The organism is Pantoea sp. SORGH_AS_0659 (assembly GCF_031453915.1).
Taxonomy (GTDB): domain Bacteria; phylum Pseudomonadota; class Gammaproteobacteria; order Enterobacterales; family Enterobacteriaceae; genus Pantoea; species Pantoea leporis.
Map to the genome: position 1 here is coordinate 3,949,889 of NZ_JAVJAK010000001.1, position 23,953 is coordinate 3,973,841.

At 56.6% G+C, this 23,953-nt stretch carries 24 protein-coding genes; 9 read left to right on the plus strand and 15 right to left on the minus strand.

What is annotated here, in order from left to right; genetic code table 11:
• Nucleotides 1-6 precede the first annotated feature (6 nt).
• The 4 genes from ubiA to Q3H59_RS18625 all read right to left on the minus strand — a co-directional run bounded on the left by ubiA (nt 7) and on the right by Q3H59_RS18625 (nt 2,677).
• The gene (gene ubiA / locus Q3H59_RS18610) at nt 7-891 is read right to left on the minus strand and encodes a 4-hydroxybenzoate octaprenyltransferase (protein ID WP_101763072.1); all 885 of its coding nucleotides are present in this window, start codon (nt 889-891) and stop codon (nt 7-9) included.
• A gap of 7 nt (nt 892-898) precedes the next feature.
• The gene (gene ubiC / locus Q3H59_RS18615) at nt 899-1,417 is read right to left on the minus strand and encodes a chorismate lyase (protein WP_137384959.1); all 519 of its coding nucleotides are present in this window, start codon (nt 1,415-1,417) and stop codon (nt 899-901) included.
• A gap of 82 nt (nt 1,418-1,499) precedes the next feature.
• Entirely contained in the window at nt 1,500-1,910 is a 411-nt protein-coding gene (gene psiE, locus Q3H59_RS18620; RefSeq protein WP_061718383.1) for a phosphate-starvation-inducible protein PsiE, read from the minus strand.
• Between the two features lie 68 nt (nt 1,911-1,978).
• Entirely contained in the window at nt 1,979-2,677 is a 699-nt protein-coding gene (locus Q3H59_RS18625) for a UTRA domain-containing protein (RefSeq protein ID WP_101763074.1), read from the minus strand.
• A 224-nt stretch (nt 2,678-2,901) separates the two neighbouring features.
• Between Q3H59_RS18625 and Q3H59_RS18630 the strand changes: the two genes are divergently transcribed.
• The 6 genes from Q3H59_RS18630 (at nt 2,902) to Q3H59_RS18655 (ending at nt 9,153) form a co-directional block, all read left to right on the plus strand.
• A complete protein-coding gene (locus Q3H59_RS18630) occupies nt 2,902-3,963 on the plus strand; it encodes an ABC transporter substrate-binding protein (RefSeq protein ID WP_277974398.1) in 1,062 nt (353 codons plus the stop codon).
• A gap of 10 nt (nt 3,964-3,973) precedes the next feature.
• Nucleotides 3,974-4,783 (plus strand): alkaline phosphatase family protein, encoded by an 810-nt coding sequence (locus tag Q3H59_RS18635; RefSeq protein WP_217550070.1) that lies wholly within the window; start codon nt 3,974-3,976, stop codon nt 4,781-4,783.
• Nucleotides 4,783-5,628, plus strand: a complete 846-nt coding sequence (locus Q3H59_RS18640; RefSeq protein WP_101763077.1) for an ABC transporter permease subunit — start codon at nt 4,783-4,785, stop codon at nt 5,626-5,628. Before Q3H59_RS18635 ends, Q3H59_RS18640 begins: the two co-directional genes overlap by 1 nt.
• A gap of 10 nt (nt 5,629-5,638) precedes the next feature.
• Nucleotides 5,639-6,424 carry an ABC transporter permease gene (locus Q3H59_RS18645; RefSeq protein WP_101763078.1) on the plus strand — a complete coding sequence of 262 codons (786 nt, stop codon included), beginning with the start codon at nt 5,639-5,641 and terminating at the stop codon, nt 6,422-6,424.
• A gap of 2 nt (nt 6,425-6,426) precedes the next feature.
• Nucleotides 6,427-7,419, plus strand: a complete 993-nt coding sequence (locus Q3H59_RS18650; RefSeq protein ID WP_309836295.1) for an ABC transporter ATP-binding protein — start codon at nt 6,427-6,429, stop codon at nt 7,417-7,419.
• Nucleotides 7,420-7,527: 108 nt separating this feature from the next.
• Nucleotides 7,528-9,153 (plus strand): Na/Pi cotransporter family protein, encoded by a 1,626-nt coding sequence (locus Q3H59_RS18655; protein ID WP_222211738.1) that lies wholly within the window; start codon nt 7,528-7,530, stop codon nt 9,151-9,153.
• An 86-nt stretch (nt 9,154-9,239) separates the two neighbouring features.
• Here Q3H59_RS18655 and gntU read toward each other — a convergent pair whose 3' ends face one another.
• From gntU to Q3H59_RS18675, 4 genes are all read right to left on the minus strand, one after another.
• A complete protein-coding gene (gntU, locus tag Q3H59_RS18660; protein WP_309836297.1) occupies nt 9,240-10,580 on the minus strand; it encodes a gluconate transporter in 1,341 nt (446 codons plus the stop codon).
• Nucleotides 10,581-10,582: 2 nt separating this feature from the next.
• A complete protein-coding gene (gene gntK, locus Q3H59_RS18665) occupies nt 10,583-11,119 on the minus strand; it encodes a gluconokinase (RefSeq protein WP_036621490.1) in 537 nt (178 codons plus the stop codon).
• Nucleotides 11,120-11,261: 142 nt separating this feature from the next.
• On the minus strand, nt 11,262-12,257 hold the full coding sequence (gene gntR, locus Q3H59_RS18670; RefSeq protein ID WP_101763082.1) for a gluconate operon transcriptional repressor GntR: 996 nt from the start codon (nt 12,255-12,257) through the stop codon (nt 11,262-11,264).
• A 138-nt stretch (nt 12,258-12,395) separates the two neighbouring features.
• Nucleotides 12,396-13,091: a pirin family protein gene (locus Q3H59_RS18675; RefSeq protein WP_309836301.1), complete on the minus strand. Its 696-nt coding sequence runs from the start codon at nt 13,089-13,091 to the stop codon at nt 12,396-12,398.
• 217 nt (nt 13,092-13,308) lie between these two features.
• Between Q3H59_RS18675 and Q3H59_RS18680 the strand changes: the two genes are divergently transcribed.
• A complete protein-coding gene (locus Q3H59_RS18680; RefSeq protein WP_192412701.1) occupies nt 13,309-14,880 on the plus strand; it encodes an AbgT family transporter in 1,572 nt (523 codons plus the stop codon).
• A 227-nt stretch (nt 14,881-15,107) separates the two neighbouring features.
• The gene (locus tag Q3H59_RS18685; protein WP_101763085.1) at nt 15,108-15,599 is read left to right on the plus strand and encodes a GNAT family N-acetyltransferase; all 492 of its coding nucleotides are present in this window, start codon (nt 15,108-15,110) and stop codon (nt 15,597-15,599) included.
• Between the two features lie 68 nt (nt 15,600-15,667).
• Here Q3H59_RS18685 and ggt read toward each other — a convergent pair whose 3' ends face one another.
• Nucleotides 15,668-17,419: a gamma-glutamyltransferase gene (gene ggt, locus Q3H59_RS18690; RefSeq protein ID WP_309836304.1), complete on the minus strand. Its 1,752-nt coding sequence runs from the start codon at nt 17,417-17,419 to the stop codon at nt 15,668-15,670.
• 329 nt (nt 17,420-17,748) lie between these two features.
• Between ggt and Q3H59_RS18695 the strand changes: the two genes are divergently transcribed.
• A complete protein-coding gene (locus Q3H59_RS18695; RefSeq protein ID WP_101763088.1) occupies nt 17,749-18,027 on the plus strand; it encodes a DUF2756 domain-containing protein in 279 nt (92 codons plus the stop codon).
• Here Q3H59_RS18695 and ugpQ read toward each other — a convergent pair.
• The 6 genes from ugpQ to livF form a co-directional block, all read right to left on the minus strand.
• Nucleotides 18,024-18,767 carry a glycerophosphodiester phosphodiesterase gene (ugpQ, locus tag Q3H59_RS18700; RefSeq protein WP_309836306.1) on the minus strand — a complete coding sequence of 248 codons (744 nt, stop codon included), beginning with the start codon at nt 18,765-18,767 and terminating at the stop codon, nt 18,024-18,026. The two genes, Q3H59_RS18695 and ugpQ, sit on opposite strands and share 4 nt — an antisense overlap.
• Nucleotides 18,764-19,837: a sn-glycerol-3-phosphate import ATP-binding protein UgpC gene (locus Q3H59_RS18705; protein ID WP_222234581.1), complete on the minus strand. Its 1,074-nt coding sequence runs from the start codon at nt 19,835-19,837 to the stop codon at nt 18,764-18,766. Before Q3H59_RS18705 ends, ugpQ begins: the two co-directional genes overlap by 4 nt.
• Nucleotides 19,838-20,683, minus strand: a complete 846-nt coding sequence (gene ugpE, locus Q3H59_RS18710; RefSeq protein ID WP_101763091.1) for a sn-glycerol-3-phosphate ABC transporter permease UgpE — start codon at nt 20,681-20,683, stop codon at nt 19,838-19,840.
• Nucleotides 20,680-21,567, minus strand: coding sequence for a sn-glycerol-3-phosphate ABC transporter permease UgpA (gene ugpA, locus Q3H59_RS18715; protein WP_101763092.1), 888 nt, complete (start codon nt 21,565-21,567; stop codon nt 20,680-20,682). The genes ugpE and ugpA overlap by 4 nt, the downstream gene beginning before the upstream one ends.
• A 63-nt stretch (nt 21,568-21,630) precedes the next feature.
• The gene (gene ugpB, locus Q3H59_RS18720) at nt 21,631-22,947 is read right to left on the minus strand and encodes a sn-glycerol-3-phosphate ABC transporter substrate-binding protein UgpB (RefSeq protein ID WP_309836309.1); all 1,317 of its coding nucleotides are present in this window, start codon (nt 22,945-22,947) and stop codon (nt 21,631-21,633) included.
• Between the two features lie 292 nt (nt 22,948-23,239).
• Nucleotides 23,240-23,953 (minus strand): high-affinity branched-chain amino acid ABC transporter ATP-binding protein LivF, encoded by a 714-nt coding sequence (livF, locus tag Q3H59_RS18725; protein WP_101763094.1) that lies wholly within the window; start codon nt 23,951-23,953, stop codon nt 23,240-23,242.

A 23,953-nucleotide genomic window follows, 5' to 3' on the forward strand; every position in this document is an offset into this window, starting at 1 on the left:
TTTTGTTTATAACAGATCCGCGAACGGCACGGTGCTGAGCAGAATGCCGAGAAACAGCACCATGCCCACATAGTTGTTATTCAGAAACGCCTGGAAGCAGGGATCGCGCTCGCGCTGGGCAATTAGCTTCTGCTGATGCACAAACAAGCCCGCAGCCAGCAGCAGCGACCAGTAAAACGCCCCATTCAGTTGAAGCATCATGCCCACCAGCGCCATCAAACCGAGCGTTGCCAGCTGCAGTAAACCAATAATCAGTTTGTCGTAACGGCCAAACAGAATCGCCGTTGATTTTACGCCGATCTTCAAATCGTCATCGCGATCGACCATCGCGTACTGCGTGTCATAGGCCACCGTCCAGCAGATGTTCGCCAGGAAAACCAGCCAGCAGACTAAAGGTAAGGACTCACTAACTGCTGCCCATCCCATCGGAATCGCCCAACCAAACGCTGCGCCGAGCACCACCTGCGGCAGATGCGTGTAGCGCTTCATAAACGGATAAACCCACGCCAGCGCCAGGCCGCCAAACGACAGCAAAATGGTCATGGTGTTCATGGTCAACACCAGCATAAACGCCAGCAAACCGAGACCGGCAAAAAGCAACTTCGCCTCTTTCCCGGACACCGCGCCGCTGGCCAGCGGACGTGACGCCGTGCGCTTGACGTGACCATCGATTTTGCGGTCTGCGTAATCGTTGATAACGCAGCCGGCAGCACGCATCACGATAACGCCGAGCACAAACACCAGCAGCACCGGCAGCGGTGGAATCGCCATGCCGGAGAGCCACAGTGCCCACAGAGTTGGCCACAGCAGTAACACGGTGCCGATGGGTTTATCGATACGCATCAGGCGGCAGTAAGCCTGCCATTTGGTCATGGGTAAGGTGTTTTGCACAGTGGTTTTATCCTTGATCCAGCGCGCGATAGAGCGGCGACGCCGGTAAAAACAGTTCAGTTAACAGTAGCGGCTTGCCCGACAAACGCAGGCGGGAACGGCGTCCCCATAAATCGCCAACCTGACCGGGATCGATAAAATCGCGGCTCAGGGTAGATGAAGAGAACAGATAGCGGCCAAGCGGGCGCGTACCGAGTTGTTGCAGCATCTGCTCGGGGCCGTTCAGCGTGCTTTCTGGCACCACGGTGCGGCCAATCAGCCAGGGCTCGCCATCACCGCACAGCACAATTTCACGTAACCAGAAGCGCGGGTCGGCGGGCAAAAATTCCGCTTCCTCCGAGATCTCTTCAGCGCCAATAAACGCTTCGCGGATCAGTTTTACGGTCACTTGCTGGCAATGCTGCTCGAAGCGACGCGTCATGGAGTCTTCTTCCATTAACCAGTCAAGTAGCGGGGCAGAAAGCTGCGGTGAAGAGGCTGGCAGCCAGTGCAGTGCGCGTAACTGGCGCAGCGCGTCATGCGACATCAGGACATCTCCGGGAAAAAAGTTGCCCTAGTTTAGCGCAGAGGAGAATGCGTGGCACGGCTCGTTGTGCCACGCGATATTATTACTCGCGTTTCAGGCGGTTACTGTTCGCCAACCACAGCGTCACCACCAGAATCAAAATCGCCGCCGAGTAGTAGAGCGTATCGAACGGATTTTTATGGTCGACGATGATCAGGCGGATAATCGCCGTGATGCCGATGTAGATGAAGTAGCGCAGCGGGAAGTGATAGCCCGACTGAAAGTACTTCACAATCAACGCGATAAATTCGAAGTAGAGGAAATAGATAACGATGCCTTCAATCAGCAGATAGGAAGACGTCTGCTCGCCGGTGCTCAACAGCACGTTGGCCAGATGAATGGTTTCTTTACCGAGGAACACCACCAGAATAATGGCCAGAATGATCAGACCAATATTCAGCACCCACTGCAATGCTAAAGAGATGTACTGCCCAACCCCTGTTTTTATTGTCATTTTTGCGCCTCACGCTCTCAATTACTCACTGGCGCTATCATGCTGTAGTGTGATCAAAATCACAATATTTATACTTCGACATCCACGCACAGCGCGTCATAGCGCCAGAACTCGCAGTCGCAATCAATCACGCGCTTGTGCTGATCGCGATTGATGCGGGTAATCAACAATCCGGGCGTGCCGCTCGCCACGTTGAGCGCAGGCGCAGCGCGCACCGGCAGCGGTCCCGGCAAAATGGTAAAACGCGCGCCGCCGTAGCGAATGCCATAGCGCTGGTCATACAGATCGGTGAGTGAACGCGTCAGGTCTTCATCCAGCAATCCCGGAAAGAAGGCGGGATTGAGGTAATGCTCGACATACAACACGGCGCGGCCATCAATACGGCGCAAACGGCGAATGCGGTAAACCCGATCGCCCTCCAGCAGTTGCAGATGACGCGCGATGGCTAATTGCGCTGGCACTTCACGCGCCTCCAGCACTTCAGTGCTGGCAATACGGCCTTGCTCAGCGGCCATGGCGTGAAAATGGCTATGATGAGAGGGGTTGTAGACTAGCCGCGGCGGTGCGAGAAACCAGCCACGACGCAGTTCACGATAGATAATGCCTTGCGCTTCCAGCAAGCCCAGCGCCTCACGCAGCGTAATGCGCGTGGTGGAATAGTGTTCGCTTAAGCTGCGTTCGGCGGGCAAACGACCGCCGGCAAATTCACCGCTTTCAATGCGTTCCCGCAGCCCTGCTGCAATCACATCCGCCGTTTTCGACATCATTTTTCAGCCTCATTTTGGGGCAAATCTGCACTATGACAGTTCGATGACTACAATGTGACAGAGAACAACCCACGCTTTAGCGCGCTGTAACCGCATGTGGATCGTCGCGCCACACCCCGTTTCACCACCATGGTCATAAAACCTTCATCTATTCGGGCTACATTGGCTCGGTTCTTGCTGGACTAGACCAAGAAGTCCCACAACATATACCGGGAGCAATCGAGATGAAAGCGTTTATCGCCTCTGTAGTAGCCAGTGCCGTACTGCTTGCGCTGCCCGCCGCGCAAGCCGTAGATAATGACCTCGCCGCGTTAGAAAAAGCCGCGCGCGCCGAAGGTCAGGTCAACAGCGTCGGCATGCCAGATAGCTGGGCCAACTGGAAAGATACCTGGAGTGACCTCAACAGCAAATATGGCCTGAAGCACAGCGACACCGACATGTCCTCGGCGCAGGAACTGGCAAAATTTGCTGCAGAGAAAGAGAACGCCAGCGCCGATATCGGTGATGTGGGCGCTGCTTTCGGTCCGATTGCCGTCGCTAAAGGCGTGGCGCAACCGTATAAGCCAACGCATTGGGAGCAAATCCCGAGCTGGGCAAAAGATCAGGATGGCAACTGGATGCTGGCGTATACCGGCACCATCGCGTTCCTGGTGGATAAGCAGCAGGTCAAAGATGTACCGCACAGCTGGGCCGATCTGAAGAAAGGTAAGTATGTGGTCACTATCGGTGACGTCGGCACTGCGGCTCAGGCAGCGAACGGCGTGTTAGCGGCCAGCTATGCATTAGGCGGTGACGAGAAGAATGTGAAACCGGCGTTGAGCTTCTTCGGCGATCTGGCGAAAGAAGGCCGTCTTGGCGTGACCGATCCGGTGATTGCCAACATTGAAAAAGGCGAAATTCAGGTGGCGGTGGTGTGGGACTTTAACGGTCTGAACTACCGCGATCAGATCGACAAAAACCGCTACGAAGTGGTGATCCCTTCCGACGGTTCCGTCACTTCTGGCTACAGCACCATCATCAATAAATACGCTAAACATCCGAACGCCGCCAAGCTGGCGCGTGAATACATCTTGTCTGATGAAGGCCAGATCAACCTGGCGAAAGGCTATGCGCGCCCGATTCGTGCCGAGCATTTAACTCTGCCCGCCGACGTGCAGGCCAAGCTGCTGCCGCAGTCTGAGTATAAGAATGCCCGTCCAATCAAAGACCAGGCCGCGTGGGATAAAACCTCGAAAATGCTGCCGCGTCTGTGGCAAGAGAACGTCATCATTAATATGAAGCAGTAAGGAGCGAGGGATGAAAACGATCCTGGTGGTGTTGGATGGGCTGAGTAATCAGGTAGCGCAGCACGCAATGGGCTATCTGTTTGCTGAATGCGCGCAGGGCAACGGCCAATATTATACGCTGACTTGCGAACTGCCTTCGCTGTCGCGCCCGCTGTACGAATGCATTCTCACCGGCATTCCACCGGTGCGCAGCGGCATTATTCACAACGGCGTCAGTCGCATGAGTAATCAGCGCAGCATCTTCCATTACGCGCGTGCCGCCGGTCTCACCACCGCGGCGGCCGCCTATCACTGGGTGAGTGAGCTCTACAATCAATCCCCGTTCAACGCGGCGCGCGACCGCCACACGGTCGCGCCCGATCTGCCGATTCAGTATGGGCATTTTTACTGGGACGACGGTTATCCGGATTCCCACCTGTTTGAAGACGCAGAAAGCCTGCGTTTGCGACACGATCCCGACTTCCTGCTGATCCACCCGATGAACATTGACGATGCCGGACACAAGCACAGCCTGTCATCGCCGCAGTATCGCAACCGCGCGCGCATGGCCGATGGTTATCTGTCGCAGTGGATGCCGGACTGGCTGGCGGCCGGTTATCAGGTGATTGTCACCGCCGATCACGGCATGAACGATGACCGCTCGCACGGCGGCATTTTGCCGGAAGAGACGCAGGTGCCGCTGTTCGTGTTTGGTAAAGGTTTCTCGCTGCAGCCGGATCTCCAGCCGCAGCAGACCGAACTGTGTGGCATCGTGTGCACCTTGCTCGGCGTCGAACATGACAAACCGCTATGTCGCGCGTTACTGGCGGAGCCGCAGTAATGAAAGGCAAAACGCTCGCCGCGCTATTGCTGCTGCCGTTTGCGCTGTTCTGGGTGGCATTCCAGCTCGCGCCGCTGCTGTGGATTGCCATCAACAGCTTCTGGAGCGACATCAATGAGCGTTGGGGCTTCGACAACTACAGCGATATCCTCACCTCGCCGTTCTATTTGCAGGCGTTTCGCCTGTCGCTCGACATCTCCATCTGGTCGAGCATTTACGGCCTGCTGATTTCGCTGGTTGCCGGATATTCGCTGCATCAGCTCGGCAGCGGCCGCTTTCAGCGTTTTTTGATGTCATTTACCAACATGACCAGCAACTTCGCCGGCGTACCGCTGGCGTTTGCCTTCGTCATTCTGCTCGGCCTGAACGGTTGTCTGACGCTGCTGCTGCGCCATTACGGCGTGCTGGAAGGCTTCAAACTGTTCTCGCGTGACGGCATGGTGCTGGTGTACACCTGGTTCCAAATCCCGCTCGGCATTTTGCTGCTCTATCCGGCGTTTGATGGCTTGCGACAGGATTGGCAAGAGTCCGCCGCGCTGCTGGGTGCAGGCCGCTGGCGCTATTGGTGGCACATCGGTTTGCCGATTCTGTTCCCGGCGCTGCTCGGTACTTTCGTGATTTTGCTGGCGAACGCGCTCGGCGCTTACGCCACCATTTACGCGCTCACTACCGGCAACTTTAACGTGGTGCCGGTACGCATTGCCGCGCTGGTCTCTGGCGATATCTCGCTTGATCCCAACACCGGCGGCGCGCTGGCGATGTTGCTGGTGCTGATTATGGCGCTGATTACCGTGGTGCAGCAGTATCTGGTGCGCCGCAGCTATCTCAACGCCAAACCTTCCTGAGGAGCTACACGTGTCGCGCGCGGAAAAATTTTATCATCGCCTGATTGTCTGGCTGCTGCTGGCCATTTTAGCCGCGCCGCTGCTGGCTACTTTACTGTACGGCATTTCCACCAGCTGGAGCGACACCATCCTGCCGCAGGGCTTTACGCTGAAGTGGCTTAGCGCGCTGTGGAGCGATGCGCGTTTCCTGACCGCGCTCGGTCATTCGCTGCTGGTTTGCTGCGGTGCGCTGTTGTTCTCGCTGGTGCTGGTGCTGCCTGCCATGTTTGTGATCGCTTACTACTATCCGAAACTGGATGCGGTGATGAACGTGCTGATCCTGATGCCCTTCGCCGTACCGCCGGTGGTGTCGTCGGTCGGGCTGCTGCAACTCTATTCGTCGTCGCCGCTGATGCTGACCGGCACGCCGTGGATTTTGATCGGCTGCTACTTCACCATCGCCTTGCCGTTTATCTATCGCGCCATCTCCAACAATATGCAGGCCATCAACCTGAAAGAGCTGATTGATGCCGCGCAGCTGCTCGGTGCCAGCACCTGGCAGGCGGCGCTGTTTGTGGTGTTGCCGAACCTGCGCAAAGGGGTATTTATCGCGGTGCTGCTCTCCTTCTCCTTCCTGATTGGTGAGTTTGTCTTCGCCAATATGCTGGTCGGCACCCGCTATGAAACCTTGCAGGTTTATCTGTTTAACATGCGGAACGGCAGCGGCCACTTCACCAGCGCGCTGGTGATCTCCTATTTTGCTGTCGTCCTGCTGGTTACCTGGCTGGCGAATGCCCTCAATCCTGAACGAGGCTGACCATGAGTTATTTGAGCGTCACCCAGCTGAACAAAAGCTACGGCCCGACCACCATTTTTGAAAACATCGATTTCAGTGCCGAAGAAGGCGAGTTTGTTACGCTGCTCGGTCCCAGCGGCTGCGGCAAATCCACGCTGCTGCGCTGTATCGCCGGATTGACCGAAGTCGATAGCGGCAAAGTATTGCTGCAAGGTCAGGATATCGTGCCGCTGCCGCCGCAGAAGCGCACCATCGGCATGGTGTTTCAGAGCTACGCGCTGTTCCCCAATATGACGGTTGAGAAGAACGTGGCGTTTGGCCTGAAGATGCAGAAACTGGCCAGCGGTGAGATTCAGAAACGCGTGATGGAGGTACTGGCGCTGGTGGAACTCACCGACTTCGCGCGGCGTTATCCGCATCAACTCTCTGGCGGACAGTGTCAGCGCGTGGCGCTGGCGCGTTCACTGGTGACGCGTCCACGCTTGCTGTTGCTGGATGAACCGCTGTCGGCGCTGGATGCGCGCATTCGTCGCCATCTGCGTGAACAGATCCGCAATATTCAGCGCGAGCTGAAACTCACTACCTTGTTTGTTACCCACGATCAGGAAGAAGCGCTGACCATGTCCGATCGCATCGTGTTGATGAACCGGGGCAAGATCGTGCAGAACGGCAACGCGGAAATGCTCTATACCCAACCGGCCGATCTGTTTGCCGCTGGCTTTATTGGCAACTACAACCTGCTGAGCGCGGAACAGGCAACGCAGCTAACCGGACAGGCGTTTAGCGGTCAGGTAGCGATTCGCCCGGAGTCGATCCAGCTGTGTGCGCCGCAGGCGGGCATTCCCGCCACCATCCTCAGCCACAGCTTGCTTGGCAACGTGATTCGCTATCGGGTGCACGCGCAAAACGTGGAGCTCTCAGTTGATGTACTCAACCGCAGCGTGGCAGATTTGCATCCCGCTGGTATGCAGATTGGGCTACAGTTAGAGATGTCGACGTTGCGCCAGGTTGCTTAATTTAAACGAAAAAAGGCGACACAACGCGGCGAAGGTTTTACCGGTTGTGCTCACCGTCAGGCTGGCAATCGGTGTGGTTTGAGCCTGACGGATGAGGAGCCTCTATACGTGTTAACTCTGCTTAATCTACTCTCTGCCGTTGCGCTGCTGGTGTGGGGCACACACATTGTGCGCACCGGCATCATGCGCGTTTACGGTGCCGATCTGCGTCGCGTACTCAGCCGCAGCGTCGAAAAAAAACCGATGGCGTTTCTTGCCGGTATTGGCGTCACGGCGCTGGTGCAGAGCAGTAACGCCACCACGCTGCTGGTTACCTCCTTTGTTGCACAGAATCTGGTCAGTCTGACGCCCGCGCTGGTGGTGGTGCTCGGCGCGGATGTCGGGACCGCGATCATGGCGCGCATCCTGACTTTTGATTTGTCGTGGCTGTCGCCGCTGTTTATCTTCTTTGGCGTGGTGTTCTTTCTCAGCCGCAAGCAAACGCGCATTGGGCAGTTAGGCCGCGCCAGTATTGGACTTGGCCTGATTCTGCTGGCGCTGCAGCTGATTGTCGCGGCTGCCAAACCGATCACCCAGGCGGCGGGCGTTCAGGTACTGTTCTCAACACTGACCGGCGATGTGATGCTTGATGCACTGATTGGCGCGGTGTTCGCCATCATCAGTTACTCCAGCCTCGCGGCGGTCCTGATTACCGCCACGCTGACCGCTACCGGTGTCATCTCTTTCAAGGTGGCACTCTGTCTGGTGATTGGTGCCAACCTCGGCAGCGGCCTGCTGGCGATGATCAACGCCAGCGGCTCCAATGCAGCGGGCAAACGCGTCGCGCTCGGCAGCCTGCTGTTTAAGCTGATTGGCAGCATCGCCATTTTGCCGTTCGTCAATGTTGTCGCCGATGTGCTGGATAAGCTGCCGGTCAATGACGAAGAGCTGGTGATCTTCTTCCACGTCTTCTACAACCTGATTCGCTGCTTAGTCATGGTGCCGTTTGCCGATCCAATGGCGCGCCTTTGCCGCCGTATGATTGCCGATGATCCCGAAAACGAAGCCCATCTCAAACCCAAACACCTCGACAGCAGCGCGCTGGATACGCCGGCGTTAGCGCTGGCTAACGCCTCACGCGAAACACTGCGCATCGGTGATGTGGTCGAGCAGATGATTGAGTCATTCAATAAGGTGGTGCACGGCGACCTGCGCGAAGAGCGCGCGGTGCGGCGGCTGGATGATGATGTTGATGTGCTTTACACCGCGATCAAACTCTATCTGGCGCGTATGCCGAAAGAGGATTTGCCGGAGGATGATTCGCGCCGCTGGGCGGAGATCATTGAGATGGCGCTCAACCTGGAGCAGGCGGGCGACATTATCGAACGCATGTGCGCCGACGTAGCGGATAAGTCACTGACCGCGCGCCGTGCCTTCTCTGCCGAAGGACTGGAGGAGCTGCAAACCTTGCAGGAACAGGTGCTGTATAACCTGCGTCTGAGTTTGTCGGTGTTTTTGTCGCACGATGTCACCAGCGCCAAACGCCTGCGCCGATCCAAGCATCGCTTCCGCATCCTGATTCGCCGTTTCTCCCACGCGCACGTCGAGCGCTTGCATCTGCAGAATGTGCAAAGCATTGAGACAAGCTCGTTGCACCTTGGCTTGCTGGGCGATTTGAAGCGTTTAAATTCGCTGTTCTGCGCCGTGGCGTACACGGTTTTGGATCAGCCGGATGATGAGCGGGAAGAGGATTAAGAAGGTCAGAATCGCGCGATAAATCGCGCCGCTACAAATCCCGCGTAATGGTCCGTAGCGGCGCAATGTATTGCGCTGGTTTTACATCACGACAGCAAACTGAACGCAATAATGCCAACAATCGCGCCGGTGGTGCCCAAAATGGTTTCCATCAGCGTCCATGTCTTCAGCGTTTCGGCTTCGGTGGCGCCGGTGAAGCGGCCAAACAGCCAGAAACCCGCATCATTCACATGACTGATAATGATCGAGCCGCCGCCGATACAGATCGACAGCGCGGCCAGCTGCGCGCCGCTGTAGTGCAGCGGTTCTATCACCGGCATCACTAAACCGACGGTGGTTAAACACGCCACGGTGGCCGAACCCTGAATCACGCGAATCGCGCCAGAAAGGATGAAGCACGCCAGCGCAATCGGCATACCTGCGCCGGTCAACGCATGTCCTAAAACCGGGCCAACGCCCGAATCCACCAGCACCTGCTTAAACACGCCGCCCGCACCAATCACCAGCAGAATAATGCCCGCCGGTTGCAGCGCGCTGCCGCACACTTGCATCACCTTCTCTTTATCCATGCCCTGACGATAAGCCAGGCCATAAATCGCCACCAGACAGGCCAGCAGAATCGCGGTGAACGGATGGCCGATAAACTCCAGCCACTCATACAGATGGGAACCCGGCGTGGTGAAGCGTGCGCCGATAGTTTTCAGGCCAACCAGCAGCAGCGGGAACAGAATCAGCGCCAGGCTAAAGCCAAACGACGGCAGTTTGCCCTCTTCCACTTCCGGCTGATGATCTTCCGGCGGTGCGCTAAAGCTGACGTGCCGCGCAATAAAGCTGCCAAACAGCGGACCGGCAATCAGCATGCCCGGAATCGCCGCGCACAGACCCAGCAGAATCATCCAGCCAAAGTCGGCGTGCATCTGCGCCGCCAGCAGCATCGGCGCGGGTCCCGGCAGCAGAAACGCGGCGGAGGCCGCAACACCGGCAAACAGCGGGATCACCAGCTTAACTAGATTGCCTTGGGTGCGACGCGCCACGGCGAACGCAATGCTGATCAGCAACACCACCGCCACTTCAAAGAACAGCGGCAACGCACAGATCAAGCCGGCGACGCCCATCGCATAGTGCGCGCGGCTTTCCCCAAAGTTTTTCAACATGCGAATGGCGATCTGATCGACGGCGCCGGTTTCATGCAGGATCTTGCCGAACATCGCGCCTAACGCCACCACAATGGCGAGAAAGCCGAGCGTTCCGCCCATGCCTTTTTCCATGGTTTGTGCGATTTTATCGAGCGGCATGCCGGAGAACAGACCGGCACCAATGGAGACTAACATCAGGGCAACAAAGGCGTGCATACGCGCTTTCATCACCAAAAACAGCAGCAGCAGGACAGAGCCTGCTGCGGTTAACACTAGCGTTGCGGTACTCATGACTAACCCTTGTTGATTGCACCCTCAATGGTCGCAACCGTGGCCGCAACTACCTCATCCAGTGAATGATTGATATCAACCACCAGTACATCGGGCTCATCCGCGCCGGGTTCCTGCAGCGTGGCGAACTGCGTCACCAGCATCTGCGGTTTGAAGAAGTGACCTTTACGCGCTTTCAGGCGGGATTCGATGGTTTCGAAATCGCCCTGCAGATAGATAAATTTCAGGTTCTCGTTGCCCTGACGCAGGATGTCGCGATAGGACTTTTTCAGTGCCGAACAGACGATGATGGAGATCTCCTGCGTGCGCTGCATGGCAAATGCCGCATCATTCAGCGCCTGCAGCCACGGCTGGCGATCGTTGTCGTCCAGCGGATGGCCATCCGCCATTTTCATGATGTTGCTGCGCGGATGAAGGAAATCCCCATCGAGGAACGCAGTGTTTAACTGATGAGAGACCTGATTGGCGACGGCAGATTTTCCGCTGCCGGAAACGCCCATCAGGATAAAGACGTGGTGCGATGGAGATGGCGTTGTCATTGTTTTGCGCTCCGGCAGTGAATTCTGCCCAATGTTACCGATAACAAATCGAGCTGCCATTGTCAGAGCCCACTGAAAGGCTGGCAACCCTTCTCAGGTGGAAAAGCACGAAAGTGTGAACTGACTCAAATAATCGCCAAAATCAGATGCTGTCACCTTCGGAGATTTCAAAGCCAACATCCAGCGGTTGCGTTAGCGTGCGATCGCCGCCAATTCGCGCCAGCAGCATCGCTGCCGATTCCCGTCCCATACGCTCGCGCGGCGTTAACACCGTGGCGAGGCGCGGATTCACCACTTGCGTAATGTCGTGGCCGTGGAAACCGGCAATCGCCATCTGCTGCGGCACGCGTAATCCCTGACGCTGGCACTCAAACATCGCGCCTACCGCGAGGTCATCGTTGGTACAAAACAGGCTGTCAGTTTCCGGATAACGCTTTTGCGCTTCGCACAGCAGTTGCGCGCCGGCGCTGAAAGAGGAGGCATCTTCCATCATCACGCTGTGTGGCGTGAGCCCCGCTTCGCGCATCGCTTTTTCGTAGCCCTGTTGCTTCTGCAAGGTACGTTCATCAAGGCGCGCGCCGAGGTAAACCGTATGGCGATGGCCTTTTTTCAGAATAGCATGCGTCATCTGCCGCGCGGCTTCGACGTTATCAAAGCCCACCGCCATATCGAGGCACGGCGTGACCGAATCCATCATCTCAATCACTGGAATGCCCGCCACTTCCAGCATGCGCAGCGTGCCCGGCGTATGGGTACGCTCGGTGAGGATCACGCCGTCGATGTTCCAGCCGAGCAGCGATCGCAGCTGTAACTCCTCTTTCTGCGCGTTGTAGCCAAAATGCGCCACCAGCGTTTGGTAACCCGCTTCGTCGGTGACGGCCTCAATGCCGCGCAATACGTCGGCGAAAACCTGGTTGGTTAAGGAAGGCAGCAGCACGCCGATAGCGCGGCTGGTGGCATTGGAGAGCATATCGGGGGCGCGATTGGGGATGTAACCGAGTTCGTCCAGCGCCACGGCGATTTTGTCGCGCAGCGCCGCAGAGACCTGATCGGGATTGCGCAGGTAGCGGCTGACGGTCATTTTTGTGATGCCGACGCGATCGGCAACGTCCTGTAATACCGGTCTTTTCTTCTTCATCGTATGCGCCTGAAATCAGAGATACGACGAGTTTATCATTTTTTTGTCATGCACTGCCTTTGAGGAAAACCTGCGCGATCAATCGCGCCGCTACAAATACGTGCAGATATTGCAGCGGCGCCGTTCATTGCGCGACCTTTAAACCGGTGGCAAATCAAACAGCAGAATCTCTGCATCGCTGTCAGCTTTGATGCTCAGCGCGCTTTCATCCCAAATCGCCAGCGCATCGCTGCTGCCAACCTGTTCGCCATTCACGCTCACCAGCCCTTTCACCACCTGAATCCACACGCGACGACCGGCTTCAACTGTCACTTCATCGCTTTCGCCCTCAGCAAAGACCCAGCGCGACAACGTCATGTCCTGAAACACCTTGAGCGATCCGTCACGTTCATCCGGCGTCAGCACAAACTGGCGGCCTTTAACATCATCGAAACGGCGCTGTGCGTAACGCGGCTCAATGCCTTTGCGCTCTGGAATAATCCAGATCTGATACAGGTGCAGCGGATTGGTGGCGCTGGCGTTGTACTCCGAATGTCGCACGCCGGTACCGGCGCTCATGATTTGGAACTCACCGCTCGGAATCTGCTCTTTATTGCCCATGCTGTCTTGATGTTCAACGGTGCCAGACAGCACATAGGTCAGGATTTCCATGTCTTTATGCGGATGGGTGCCGAAGCCCTGACCACCATCGATAACATCTTCGTTAATCACGCGCAGTGCCGAGAAGCCCATAAAGTTGGCATCGTGATAATCGGCGAAAGAAAAGGTGTGCCAGCTATCCAGCCAACCGTGATTAGCGTGACCGCGTTCTTCAGCTTTACGTACATAAATCATGTTCAATTCTCCTCAGTGTTTTTTACAGTTTGGTACTGCGAAGGATTGATTGATAGCTGAAAAACTTCATCCCTCTGTTCAAAAAAAGTGAATGAAAACGAAAAAACGACCCAGGTTTTACTGATGAGGAAGTGCGAACGAGATTGGTCTTGTAGATAACCCACTACATAACAATGAGCATCACGGACCCTGCAAGCAGGAATAACAAGGAAAAATTATGTCAGAACACATCACTCCACCCGCTAAGCGCCCGATTGAGCGCTTTTTGAATACCGTTGAATGGCTGGGTAATTTATTACCGCATCCGATTACTCTATTTGCCCTGTTTTCACTGTTTATCATTGTTGCGTCTGCCATTGCCGCAGCGTTTGGCGTCAACGTGATCGATCCCCGCCCAGTTGGCGCGGCAGGACGCGCACCAGACGGTGTGATTCACGTGGTTAGCCTGATGAGTGCCGAAGGTTTGCAACGCATCGTCAGCCATCTGGTCACCAACTTTACCGGCTTTGCGCCGCTCGGCACCGTGTTGGTTGCGCTGCTCGGTGTGGGGATTGCCGAACATTCAGGGCTGCTCTCGGCGGCGATGCGCGCGCTGGTGTTTAACGCACCGAAAAAGCTCATCACCTTCACCATCGTCTTCGCTGGCATTATCTCCAACACCGCTTCTGAGCTGGGCTATGTGGTGCTGATTCCGCTGGCCGCGATGATTTTCCACTCATTGGGCCGTCATCCCCTGGCGGGCCTGGCCGCGGCGTTTGCCGGGGTTTCTGGCGGCTACAGCGCCAACTTACTGCTTGGCACCATCGATCCGCTGCTCTCGGGCATTACCCAAAGCGCCGCGCAGATTATCGATCCTGACTACCATGTTGGCCCGGAAGTGAACTGGTACTTTATGTTTGTCAGTACCTTCGTGATTGCCATTCTTGGCACCTGGATCACCAACAGCATCGTCGAACCTAAACTGGGCAAATATCACGACAGCGAAGGTGATGCGGTGCGAGGCGATATGGGCGCGCTGACGACGCAAGAACGTCGGGCGTTGAAAGGCGCGGGCTGGGCGGTTCTTGGCGTTACGCTGCTGCTGATCCTGACCGTGATTCCGGGCTACGGCGTGTTACTCAACCCGAAAACCGGCACGCTGGCGGGTTCACCGTTCCTGAAGGGCATCGTGGTGTTTATCTTTGTCTTCTTCGCTATTCCCGGCATGGTATATGGCCGCCTGATCGGCAATATGCGCAACGATCGCGACGTCATTAACGCCATGTCCGCCAGTATGAGCAGCATGGGCATGTATATCGTGCTGGTGTTCTTTGCTGCGCAGTTCGTGGCGTTTTTTAACTGGAGCAATTTCGGCACCGTGGTGGCAGTGAAAGGCGCTAATCTGCTGGCATCAATCGATATGGGCGCGCCGCTGCTGTTTGTCTGCTTCATCATGATCTGCGGCTTTATCAACCTGATGATCGGCTCCGCCTCGGCGCAATGGGCGGTGACCGCACCGATCTTTGTCCCGATGCTGATGCTGGTCGGCTTTGCGCCCGAAGTGATTCAGGCGGCATATCGCATCGGCGATTCGGTGACCAACGTGATTACACCCATGATGAGTTACTTTGGCCTGATTATGGCGGTGGCGGCGCGTTATCGACGCGATATGGGCATCGGTACGCTGGTGGCGATGATGTTGCCGTATTCGGTGGTGTTTATGATTGGCTGGACGCTGCTGTTTGTGCTTTGGGTGTTTGTCTTCAATCTGCCGGTCGGGCCCGGTGCGGCAACCTGGTACACGCTGTAAAGGCAAAAAAAAAGCCAGCACCCGAGCTGGCTAAATAATACCTGGAAGCAATGTGAGCAATGTCGTGCTTACCCGGTTGTCAGGAGACGTTTCCGAGCTCGCATGGCAATAATAATCATTATCATTCGCGTCTGTAAAGCCCTTTTGCGAATTATTTTGCATTGACGAAGAGCGAGAATTCCTTGATGTTAAAGGGGATTTTATCCATTTTGCACAAGGAGTCGCTCATGAGTCAGATCGTTGTTCGTCACGCTATTCCCGAAGATGCTGCTGCTTTAACGCGCATGTACAGTCAGCCTGAACCGCAGGCCAACACGCTGCATCTGCCGTATCAATCGCCGACGCTGTGGCAGGACCGCCTCAGTAATCTGCGTCCGGGTGTGCATATGCTAGTGGCGTGCATTGACGATCAGATTGCCGGGCAACTCACGGTGGAAGTGCTGTCGGTGGCGCGCCGTCGCCATACCGCGACATTTGGCATGGGCGTCGATTCTGCTTTTCATCGGCGCGGCGTCGGTAAAGCGCTGATGTCAGCGATGATTGATTTGTGCGACAACTGGCTGCAGGTGACGCGCATTGAGCTGACGGTGTTCGCCGATAATCATAAAGCGCTTGGCCTGTATCGGCAGTTTGGCTTTGAGATCGAAGGCACCGCACGTCGCCACGCCATGCGCGACGGCGAAATGGTGGATACGCACTATATGGCGCGCTTGAAATAACCTGTTAAATCGCGCCGCTACAAATGCGTGCACATACCGTAGCGGCGCAATTTATTGCGCATTAGCGTTCAATAACCTGCGCTTAAATCATCCACTGAACGCGGATCCGATGCGCCATAACGCGTGCCGTCCGGCCCAATCATAATGCTCTGCGTGCTGCCCATCGCGGGCATCACTTTCACATGCTGGCCTTTGGCTTCCAGCAGGCGCAACGTATCCGGGCTGAAGCCTTTCTCTACGCGCAACTGGTCGGGCAACCATTGATGATGGAAGCGCGGTGCGTTGGTCGCTTCCGCTACGTTCATGCCGAAATCGATGCTGTTCACCACCATTTGCAGCACGGTGGTGATAATACGGCTGCCGCCTGGGCTACCGGTAACCAGCCAGGTTTTACCGTCTTTTGCCACAATAGTGGGCGACATCGATGACAGCGGACGTTTAGCCGGTTGCACCGCATTCGCCTCGCCGCCGACTAAGCCGTAGACGTTTGGCGTACCCGGTTTGGCCGAGAAATCATCCATTTCATTGTTCATCAAGATGCCGCTTTGTCCGGCGACAATGCCGCTGCCGAAGTAAGTATTCAGCGTGTAAGTCACCGCGACCGCGTTGCCATCTTTATCCACCACCGAGAAGTGCGTGGTTTGATTGCTTTCATACGGCGCCAGTTTGCCCGGCTTGATCTCGCTGGATGGACGCGCTTTATTGACGTCAATCTGCTGCGCCAGGGTTTTGGCGTAGGCTTTGCTGGTTAGCGCCTGCTGCGGCACTTTGACGAAATCAGGATCGCCAAGGTATTCGGAACGGTCGGCGTAAGCGTATTTTTCCGCTTCCGCCATCACCTGCATCGCATCGGCGCTGCCAAAACCAAACTTCGCCAGGTCGAAGTTTTCCAGGATATTGAGGATCTGCACGATGTGAATCCCGCCGGACGATGGCGGCGGCATGGAGAACACTTCATAGCCGCGATAGGTGCCGCTCACCGGTTTGCGTTCTATCGCGCGATAAGCCGCCAGATCCGGCTTGCCGATCAGGCCGCCGTGCTGCGCCATTTCACCTGCAATTTCATCGGCGATTTTGCCCTTATAGAACGCATCCGGCCCTTGCTGAGCAATCAATTGCAGGCTACGCGCGAGGTTTTTCTGCACCAGACGTTCGCCCTTCTGGTACGGCTTACCGTCGGCTTTGTAGAAAATCGCGCGGCTGTTGTCGTGGTTGATCAACGTCTCTTTGCCGTAGGTGGCGAGATCGTCGGCCAGCGCATCGTTCACTACGATACCGTCACGCGCCAGTTTGATGGCAGGCGCCAGTAATGTGCTCAGCGGCAAGGTGCCGTATTTCTGTGCCGCCAGAGCAAAACCGGCCACGGTGCCCGGCGTGCCTGAGGCTAAATGAGAAGTGAGTGACAACTTACTGTCAGCGTTGCCCTGCTTATCAAGGAACATATCGCGTGACGCGCGCGCCGGTGCCATTTCGCGGAAGTCGATGGCGGTGGTGCGTCCCGATGCGGTGCGTAGCAGCATAAAGCCCCCGCCGCCGAGATTACCGGCCTGCGGATGCGTCACCGCCAGCGCGAAACCCACCGCAACCGCCGCATCCACCGCGTTACCGCCCTGCTTAAGAATATCGACGCCGACTTCTGTCGCCATCGCATCCACCGATGCCACCATGCCATGTTTGGCTTTTACCGGGTGAAAGGTATCACTATCAACGCCATACGAAACCGGCGGCGCGTTGGCGGGCGCAGCGTGTGCGCCCTGCACCACGGTAAAACTCATCAATAATGCCCAGCCGAACTGACGCACGTTGCCCTGTATCCTCATCCTGCCACCATCCTTTTAAAGTTATTTATACCCTTCATACTTCAAGGTGCAGATGCGTTGGCTGCTCTCGTTCACCCGAATCACTTACTTATGTAAGCTCATCGGGACTCTCTCGTTTGCCGCCTTCCTGCGCCTCGAATTATTTTGGGTATCCATTTGTTATTTATTGATGCAAGTGTTTGCAAACACGGTAAAAAGCGTAGCAGTAAGCTAAATTCGGCGCACTCCTGGATCATAGGTTTGTGATATCGCATAAACTTATGGCTGCAGCGCGTGTTGCCACTTTGGCAGCATCAGCACACAGCAGGCTGCATGAATGGAGGAAGACCATGAACAAATGGCTAATTGTGATCGCAGCATTGCTGCCGTTAAGCAGCATGGCAAATACGTTGAACAGCACCAACGATCCGAACAAACCCGGCTTCAACCCGAGCCAGCAGCGGATGCAGTCGCAGATGCAGAATCAGCAGCAACAGCAGAAGCTCAGGTTGCAGCAGAATCAGCAGCAGCAAAGTCAGGATGTCCAGCGCAAGGTGCAGGAACAGCGGGATAGCGCCCAGCAGCGGGTGATTCAGTCGCAGCCGGGCCAGAAACAGCAGCAGAACTAGCGGAAGTCGGGACCGATAATATCGATGCGGTCGGTGCAGATAGCATCGACGCCCCAACTCAACAGCTCGCGCGCCCGCGCGGGCTGATTCACGGTATACACCAGAATATGCAGACCGGCCGCTTTCAGCTGCGCGGTGCGTTCGGCGTCGAGTAATTTGTGGTTGAGATGGATCGACACGCAATCCAGACGCGCCGTCAGCGCCTGCCAATCGTCGTGCCACTCATCCAGCAGCAACCCGCGCGGCAGTTCAGGTGCTGACTCCATTACCGCCTCCAGCGCAGCGTAAGAGAAGGAGGAGAGCAGCGGCGCGGTTTGTCCTTGCCACAGTTCGCGTGCGGCCAGCGCCACATTGCGGCCAGTTTCCACCTCCTGCCCGGTGGTGGGTTTGATCTCGATGTTCGCCATCATCTGATGCTGGCGACAACGCTCGGCCACTTCGCTCAGCAGCGCCAGCGGTTCGCCTTCGTAATCGCGGCTAAACCAGCCGCCGGCATCCAGCTGTGACAGCTTATGCCACGACAGCGCGCCCGCCACGCCCCAACCGTTGCTGGTGCGATCCAGCGTATCGTCGTGCAGCAGGAAAATTTGCTTATCTTGCGACAGCTTGGCATCAAACTCGATCATGGTGTGACCGTGCTGCGCGCCGACATCAATTGCCGCGAGGGTATTTTCCGGGGCCAGTTTGCCGCCGCCGCGATGCGCGACAATGTGCGGATAAGGCCAGTTGTGTTGACTCATTCCAGACGCTTTCCATAGGTTGAATCGAAGAAGTGTAACGCATCTGACGGCAGATGCAGCCACAAGGTGCTGCCCGCCAGCGGGCGCTCGCTGTGTGGCAAACGGACCACCATGCGTGCGTTACCGATGCGGCCGTGCGCCAGATTGTCCGCGCCGAGCATCTCCAGCGTTTCAACCACCAGCGGAATGCCGCCCGCATCGCGGCTGCTGAGTTTAATGTGTTCGGGACGAATGCCGAGCGTCAGCAGGCGATTGGCCCATTTGGCTCTGCTCTCGCCCAGCAGCAAGCTGTTAAGCGCATCCAGCGTGAAACGCGTGCCGTCGCTGCTGATTTGCCCTGGCAGCAAATTCATGGCGGGCGCGCCGATAAACGAGGCAACAAACTGGCTGGCCGGACGCTCGTAGACTTCCACCGGCGTGCCCACCTGCTCCACCACGCCTTTGTTCATGACCATTACGCGTTGCGCCAGCGTCATCGCTTCCACCTGGTCGTGCGTCACGTAGATGCTGGTGGTTTTCAGGCGGCGATGCAGCTGTTGCAGCTCAAGACGCATCTGCACGCGCAGGCGCGCATCCAGATTCGACAGCGGCTCATCAAACAGGAAAACCGCCGGTTCACGCACGATAGCGCGCCCCATCGCCACGCGCTGACGCTGTCCGCCCGACAGCTCACGCGGGCGGCGATGCAGCAGATGATCCAGCTCGAGGCTGCGCGCGGCTTCCATCACGCGCTGATCAATCTGCACTTTGCCCATGCCGCGAATTTTCAGGCCATACGCCATGTTTTCGCCCACCGTCATGTGCGGATAGAGCGCGTAGTTCTGGAATACCATGGCGATGCCGCGATCTTTCGGCTCCATGTGGGTGACGCGTTTGTCGTCGATGTAGATGTCGCCCGACGATACGCGCTCAAGGCCCGCCACCATGCGCAGCAGCGTCGATTTACCGCAGCCGGAAGGGCCGACCATCACCATAAATTCGCCATCGTTAATGGTGATATTCAGTGGCTGAATGATCTGATTTTTGCCGTCATACGATTTGGTAACGGTTTGAAGGGTTACGCCTGCCATTTATTTATCACTCTCTACCAGGCCACGCACAAACGCACGTTGCATCACGAGTACCACCACCACCGGTGGAATCAGGGTTAATAACATTGCCGCCATCACTTCATTCCACTGCGTCGGCCCGCCGCTGCTGTTGATCATGCTTTTCACTCCGGCGACGGCGGTGCTGAGGCTGGCATCGTTGATGATCAGCAGCGGCCACAGATATTGGTTCCAGCCGTAGATAAAGGTGATCACGAAGAGCGCGGCGAGATTGGTTTTGGACAGCGGTAACACAATGTCCCAGAAGAAGCGCATCGGGCTGGCGCCGTCGATACGCGCCGCCTCAATCAGCTCGTCCGGCAGCGACATAAAGAACTGACGGAACAGGAAAGTGGCCGTCGCCGATGCCATCAGAGGCAGCGTTAAGCCGCTGTAGCTGTCGAGCATGTTCAGCGTCGAAATCACTTCCACCGTCGGAAAAATACGCACTTCGACCGGCAGCATCAGGGTGATGAAAATCAGCCAGAAAAACAGCGAACGCAGCGGGAAGCGGAACCACACCAGCGCGAAGGCGGAGAGCATCGAGACGCTGATTTTGCCAATGGTGATACCGAGCGCCATCAGCAGGCTGTTGAGCATCATCATGCCAAACGCCGGACCGTTGCCATTCACGCCATGCGTCCAGATGCGCGCGATGTTCTCCCACAAATGCGTGCCCGGCAGCAGCGTCATCGGCACCTGATACACCGCCTCGTTATCCAGCGTCGCCGCGACAAAAGCGATGTAAAGCGGGAACAGAATGGTCAGCACGCCCAGCACCAGCAAGGTGTGGCTAAAGATGTCCAGCCCGCGTCGATTCTCAATCATTGGTATTGCACCTTACGCTCGACAAAGCGGAATTGCAGGATAGTCAGGCCAATCACCAGCAGCATCAGCACCACCGATTGCGCGGCGGAGGATGAGAGATCCAGCCCGGTGAAGCCTTCGCGATAGATTTTGTAGATCAGCGTGGTGGTGGCCTGTACCGGCCCGCCGCCGGTGGCGGCATCGATCACCGGGAAGGTATCGAAGAAGGCGTACACCAGATTGACCACCAGTAGGAAAAAGCTCACCGGCGTAATCAGCGGCAGGGATAAATTGAAGAAGCGACGCACCGGACCGGCGCCATCGATCGCTGCCGCTTCCACCAGAGATTTGGGAATCGACTGCAGCGCGGCGAAGAAAAACAGGAAGTTGTAGCTCATTTGCTGCCAGATCGACGCCAGCACAATCAGGAACATCGCCTGACCGCTGTTTTGCGCGTAGTTCCAGTTGTAGCCCATTTGGTTCAGCAGATGGCTGAACAAACCGAGGCCCGGATTAAACAGGAACATCCACAGCACCGCCGCTACTACCGGCGCCACCGCGTACGGCAGCAGCAGCAAGGTTTGGTAAAGCTTGCGCAGGCGAATCACGTAATCCACCAGCGCCGCCAGCAGCAGGGAAAAGGTCATACCGCAAATCGTGACCAGCGCACTGAACTCAATGGTGGTCCAAAAGGACGCCAGATAGTACTCGTCGCTGAACAGGCGTTTAAAGTTCGCCATTCCGACGAAGGTGCTGGAGATGCCAAAAGGATCAATGCTTTGCAGCGAATACCACAAGGCTTCACCGGCTGGCCACAGAAAGAAGATGGCCGTGATCACCAGTTGCGGCAGCAGCAGCAAATAGGGCAGAAAACGGGAGCGAAATACCGGGCGCGATGAGGACATAGCAGGCTCAATCCAGGAGAAAAATCGGGGCGAACGCCTGGCGCCGGCCCCGAGATAACAGCGTTACTTCACTTGCTGCTCAAAACGGCGCAGCAGTTCGTTACCGCGTTTAACAGCGTTATCCAGCGCGGCTTGCGGCGCCTGTTTGCCGGTCCACACGCCTTCCAGCTCTTCGTCCACGATGGTACGAATCTGTGGCATGTTGCCCAGACGCATGCCTTTGGTGAACGGCAGCGGATCTTTGTTCAGCATCTGACGCGTAGCGATGTCTGCGCCGGGGTTCTTGTCATAGAAGCCCTGTTGCTTGGTCAGCTCATACGCGGCGGTGGTGATAGGCAGGTAACCGGTTTTCTGGTGCCATTCGGCAGCGATTTCCGGCTGCGCGAGGAACTTCATGAACTCCGCCGCGCCTTTGTAGGTGTTGGCATCTTTGCCTTTCATCACCCACAGGCTCGCGCCGCCAATGATGGCGTTTTGCGGTGCATTTGGAACGGTTTCATCGTACGGCATCATGCCAACGCCGAAGTTAAATTTGGCGTAGTGTTTGATGTCGGCCAGCGAACCGGACGACGCGGTGGTGATGCCGCAATCGCCGTTGTAGAACTTGGCGGTGGATTCATCTTTGCGACCGAAGTAGGTGAATTCCCCCTTCTTGTTCATCGCTTCCAGCATTTCGATATGGCGCACCTGCACCGGCTTGTTGAACTCCAGCACCGCATCGGTACCGTCAAAGCCGTTGTTTTTGGTGGCGACCGGCAACGCGTGCCAGGCGCTGAAGTTTTCAATCTGAATCCAGCCCTGCCAGCCACTGGCGTAACCGCAGGTCAGGCCGGCTTTGCGCAGCGCTTCGGCGTCTTTCGCCAGCTCCTGCCAGGTTTTTGGTGGCTGATCCGGGTTCAGACCGGCTTTTTTGAACGCATCTTTGTTGTAGTACAGCACCGGCGTGGAGCTGTTGAACGGCTGCGAGATCAGCTGGCCTTTGCTGTCGCTGTAGTAACCGGCAACGGCTGGCACGAACTGTTTCGGATCCATCTGCACGCCAGCGTCTTTGAACACCTGGTTGACCGGCACGATAGCTTTCGACGCCATCATGGTCGCCGTACCGACTTCATACACCTGCAGCAGCGCAGGCGCTTTACCGGCGCGCACTGCCGCGATACCCGCCGCTAAGCTCTGCTCGTAGTTGCCTTTGTAAGTCGGAACGATTTTGTAATCGGGATGAGCCTGGTTAAAACGTTGTGCCAGAGAATCAACTTCTTTGCCTAACTCGCCTTCCATTGAGTGCCAGAAAGGGATCTCAGTTGCAGCCAGCGCATTACCGCTGAGCGCCAGGCCGAGCAAGACACTCATCAGGCGGGGACGAAGCGTAAAAGCGGACATAAGGTTTTTCCTGTGCTGTTAAGTACGCGCGAATACGCGCATTTTTTAGTTCGCGACGTAACATGACACGGGGAAATGACGGATTAATAACAGGTTTATGACGGGGATGTGACAGGTGGGTTGGTAATGAAAACTGAGCTAATTCGTGCGTGCTCGCTGTCCCCCTCCTCGGTCCTCCCCCATTAATGGGGGAGGAAGATGCTGCCATATGTTCGTTCTGAAGCTGCATGTGGCAGCGTCTCCTTCCCCCGCTTGCGGGGGAAGGCCGGGATGGGGGACAGCGAGCACCAACTTAAGCGCCTAAATACGCACTCCGCACCGCTTCGTTGGACAGCAGCGCTTCGCCGCTGTCCTCCAGCACCACGTGGCCGTTCTCCAGCACATAGCCGCGATCTGCCAGCTTCAGCGCCTGGTTGGCGTTCTGCTCGACGAGGAAGATGGTCATGCCCTCTTTACGCAGCTGCTCAATGGTATCGAAGATCTGCTGAATGATAATCGGCGCCAACCCCAACGACGGCTCATCCAGCAGCAGCAAACGCGGCTGGCTCATCAACGCGCGACCAATCGCCAGCATCTGCTGCTCACCGCCAGACATGGTGCCCGCGCGCTGTGCTTTACGTTCTGCCAGCCGTGAAAACAGCTGATAAACGCGATCGATACGCTCCAGATACTGCTGACGCGTGGCGAAAAAACCGCCCATCGCCAGGTTCTCTTCCACCGTCATGCGCGAAAACACCCGACGGCCTTCCGGCACGATGGCAATCGCTTCACGCATGATTTTCGCGGTTTGCCAGTCGGTGATTGTTTTACCATCAAAGGTGATGGTGCCGCTGGTGGCGCGTGGTTCGCCACACAAAGTGCCGAGCAACGTGGTTTTACCCGCGCCGTTGGCACCGATCAGCGTGACGATTTCACCCTGATTGATGTGCAGATTAATGTTATGCAGCGCCTGAATCGGACCGTAATGGGCGCTGACATTCTGCAAAGTTAAAATCGGGTTTGCCAT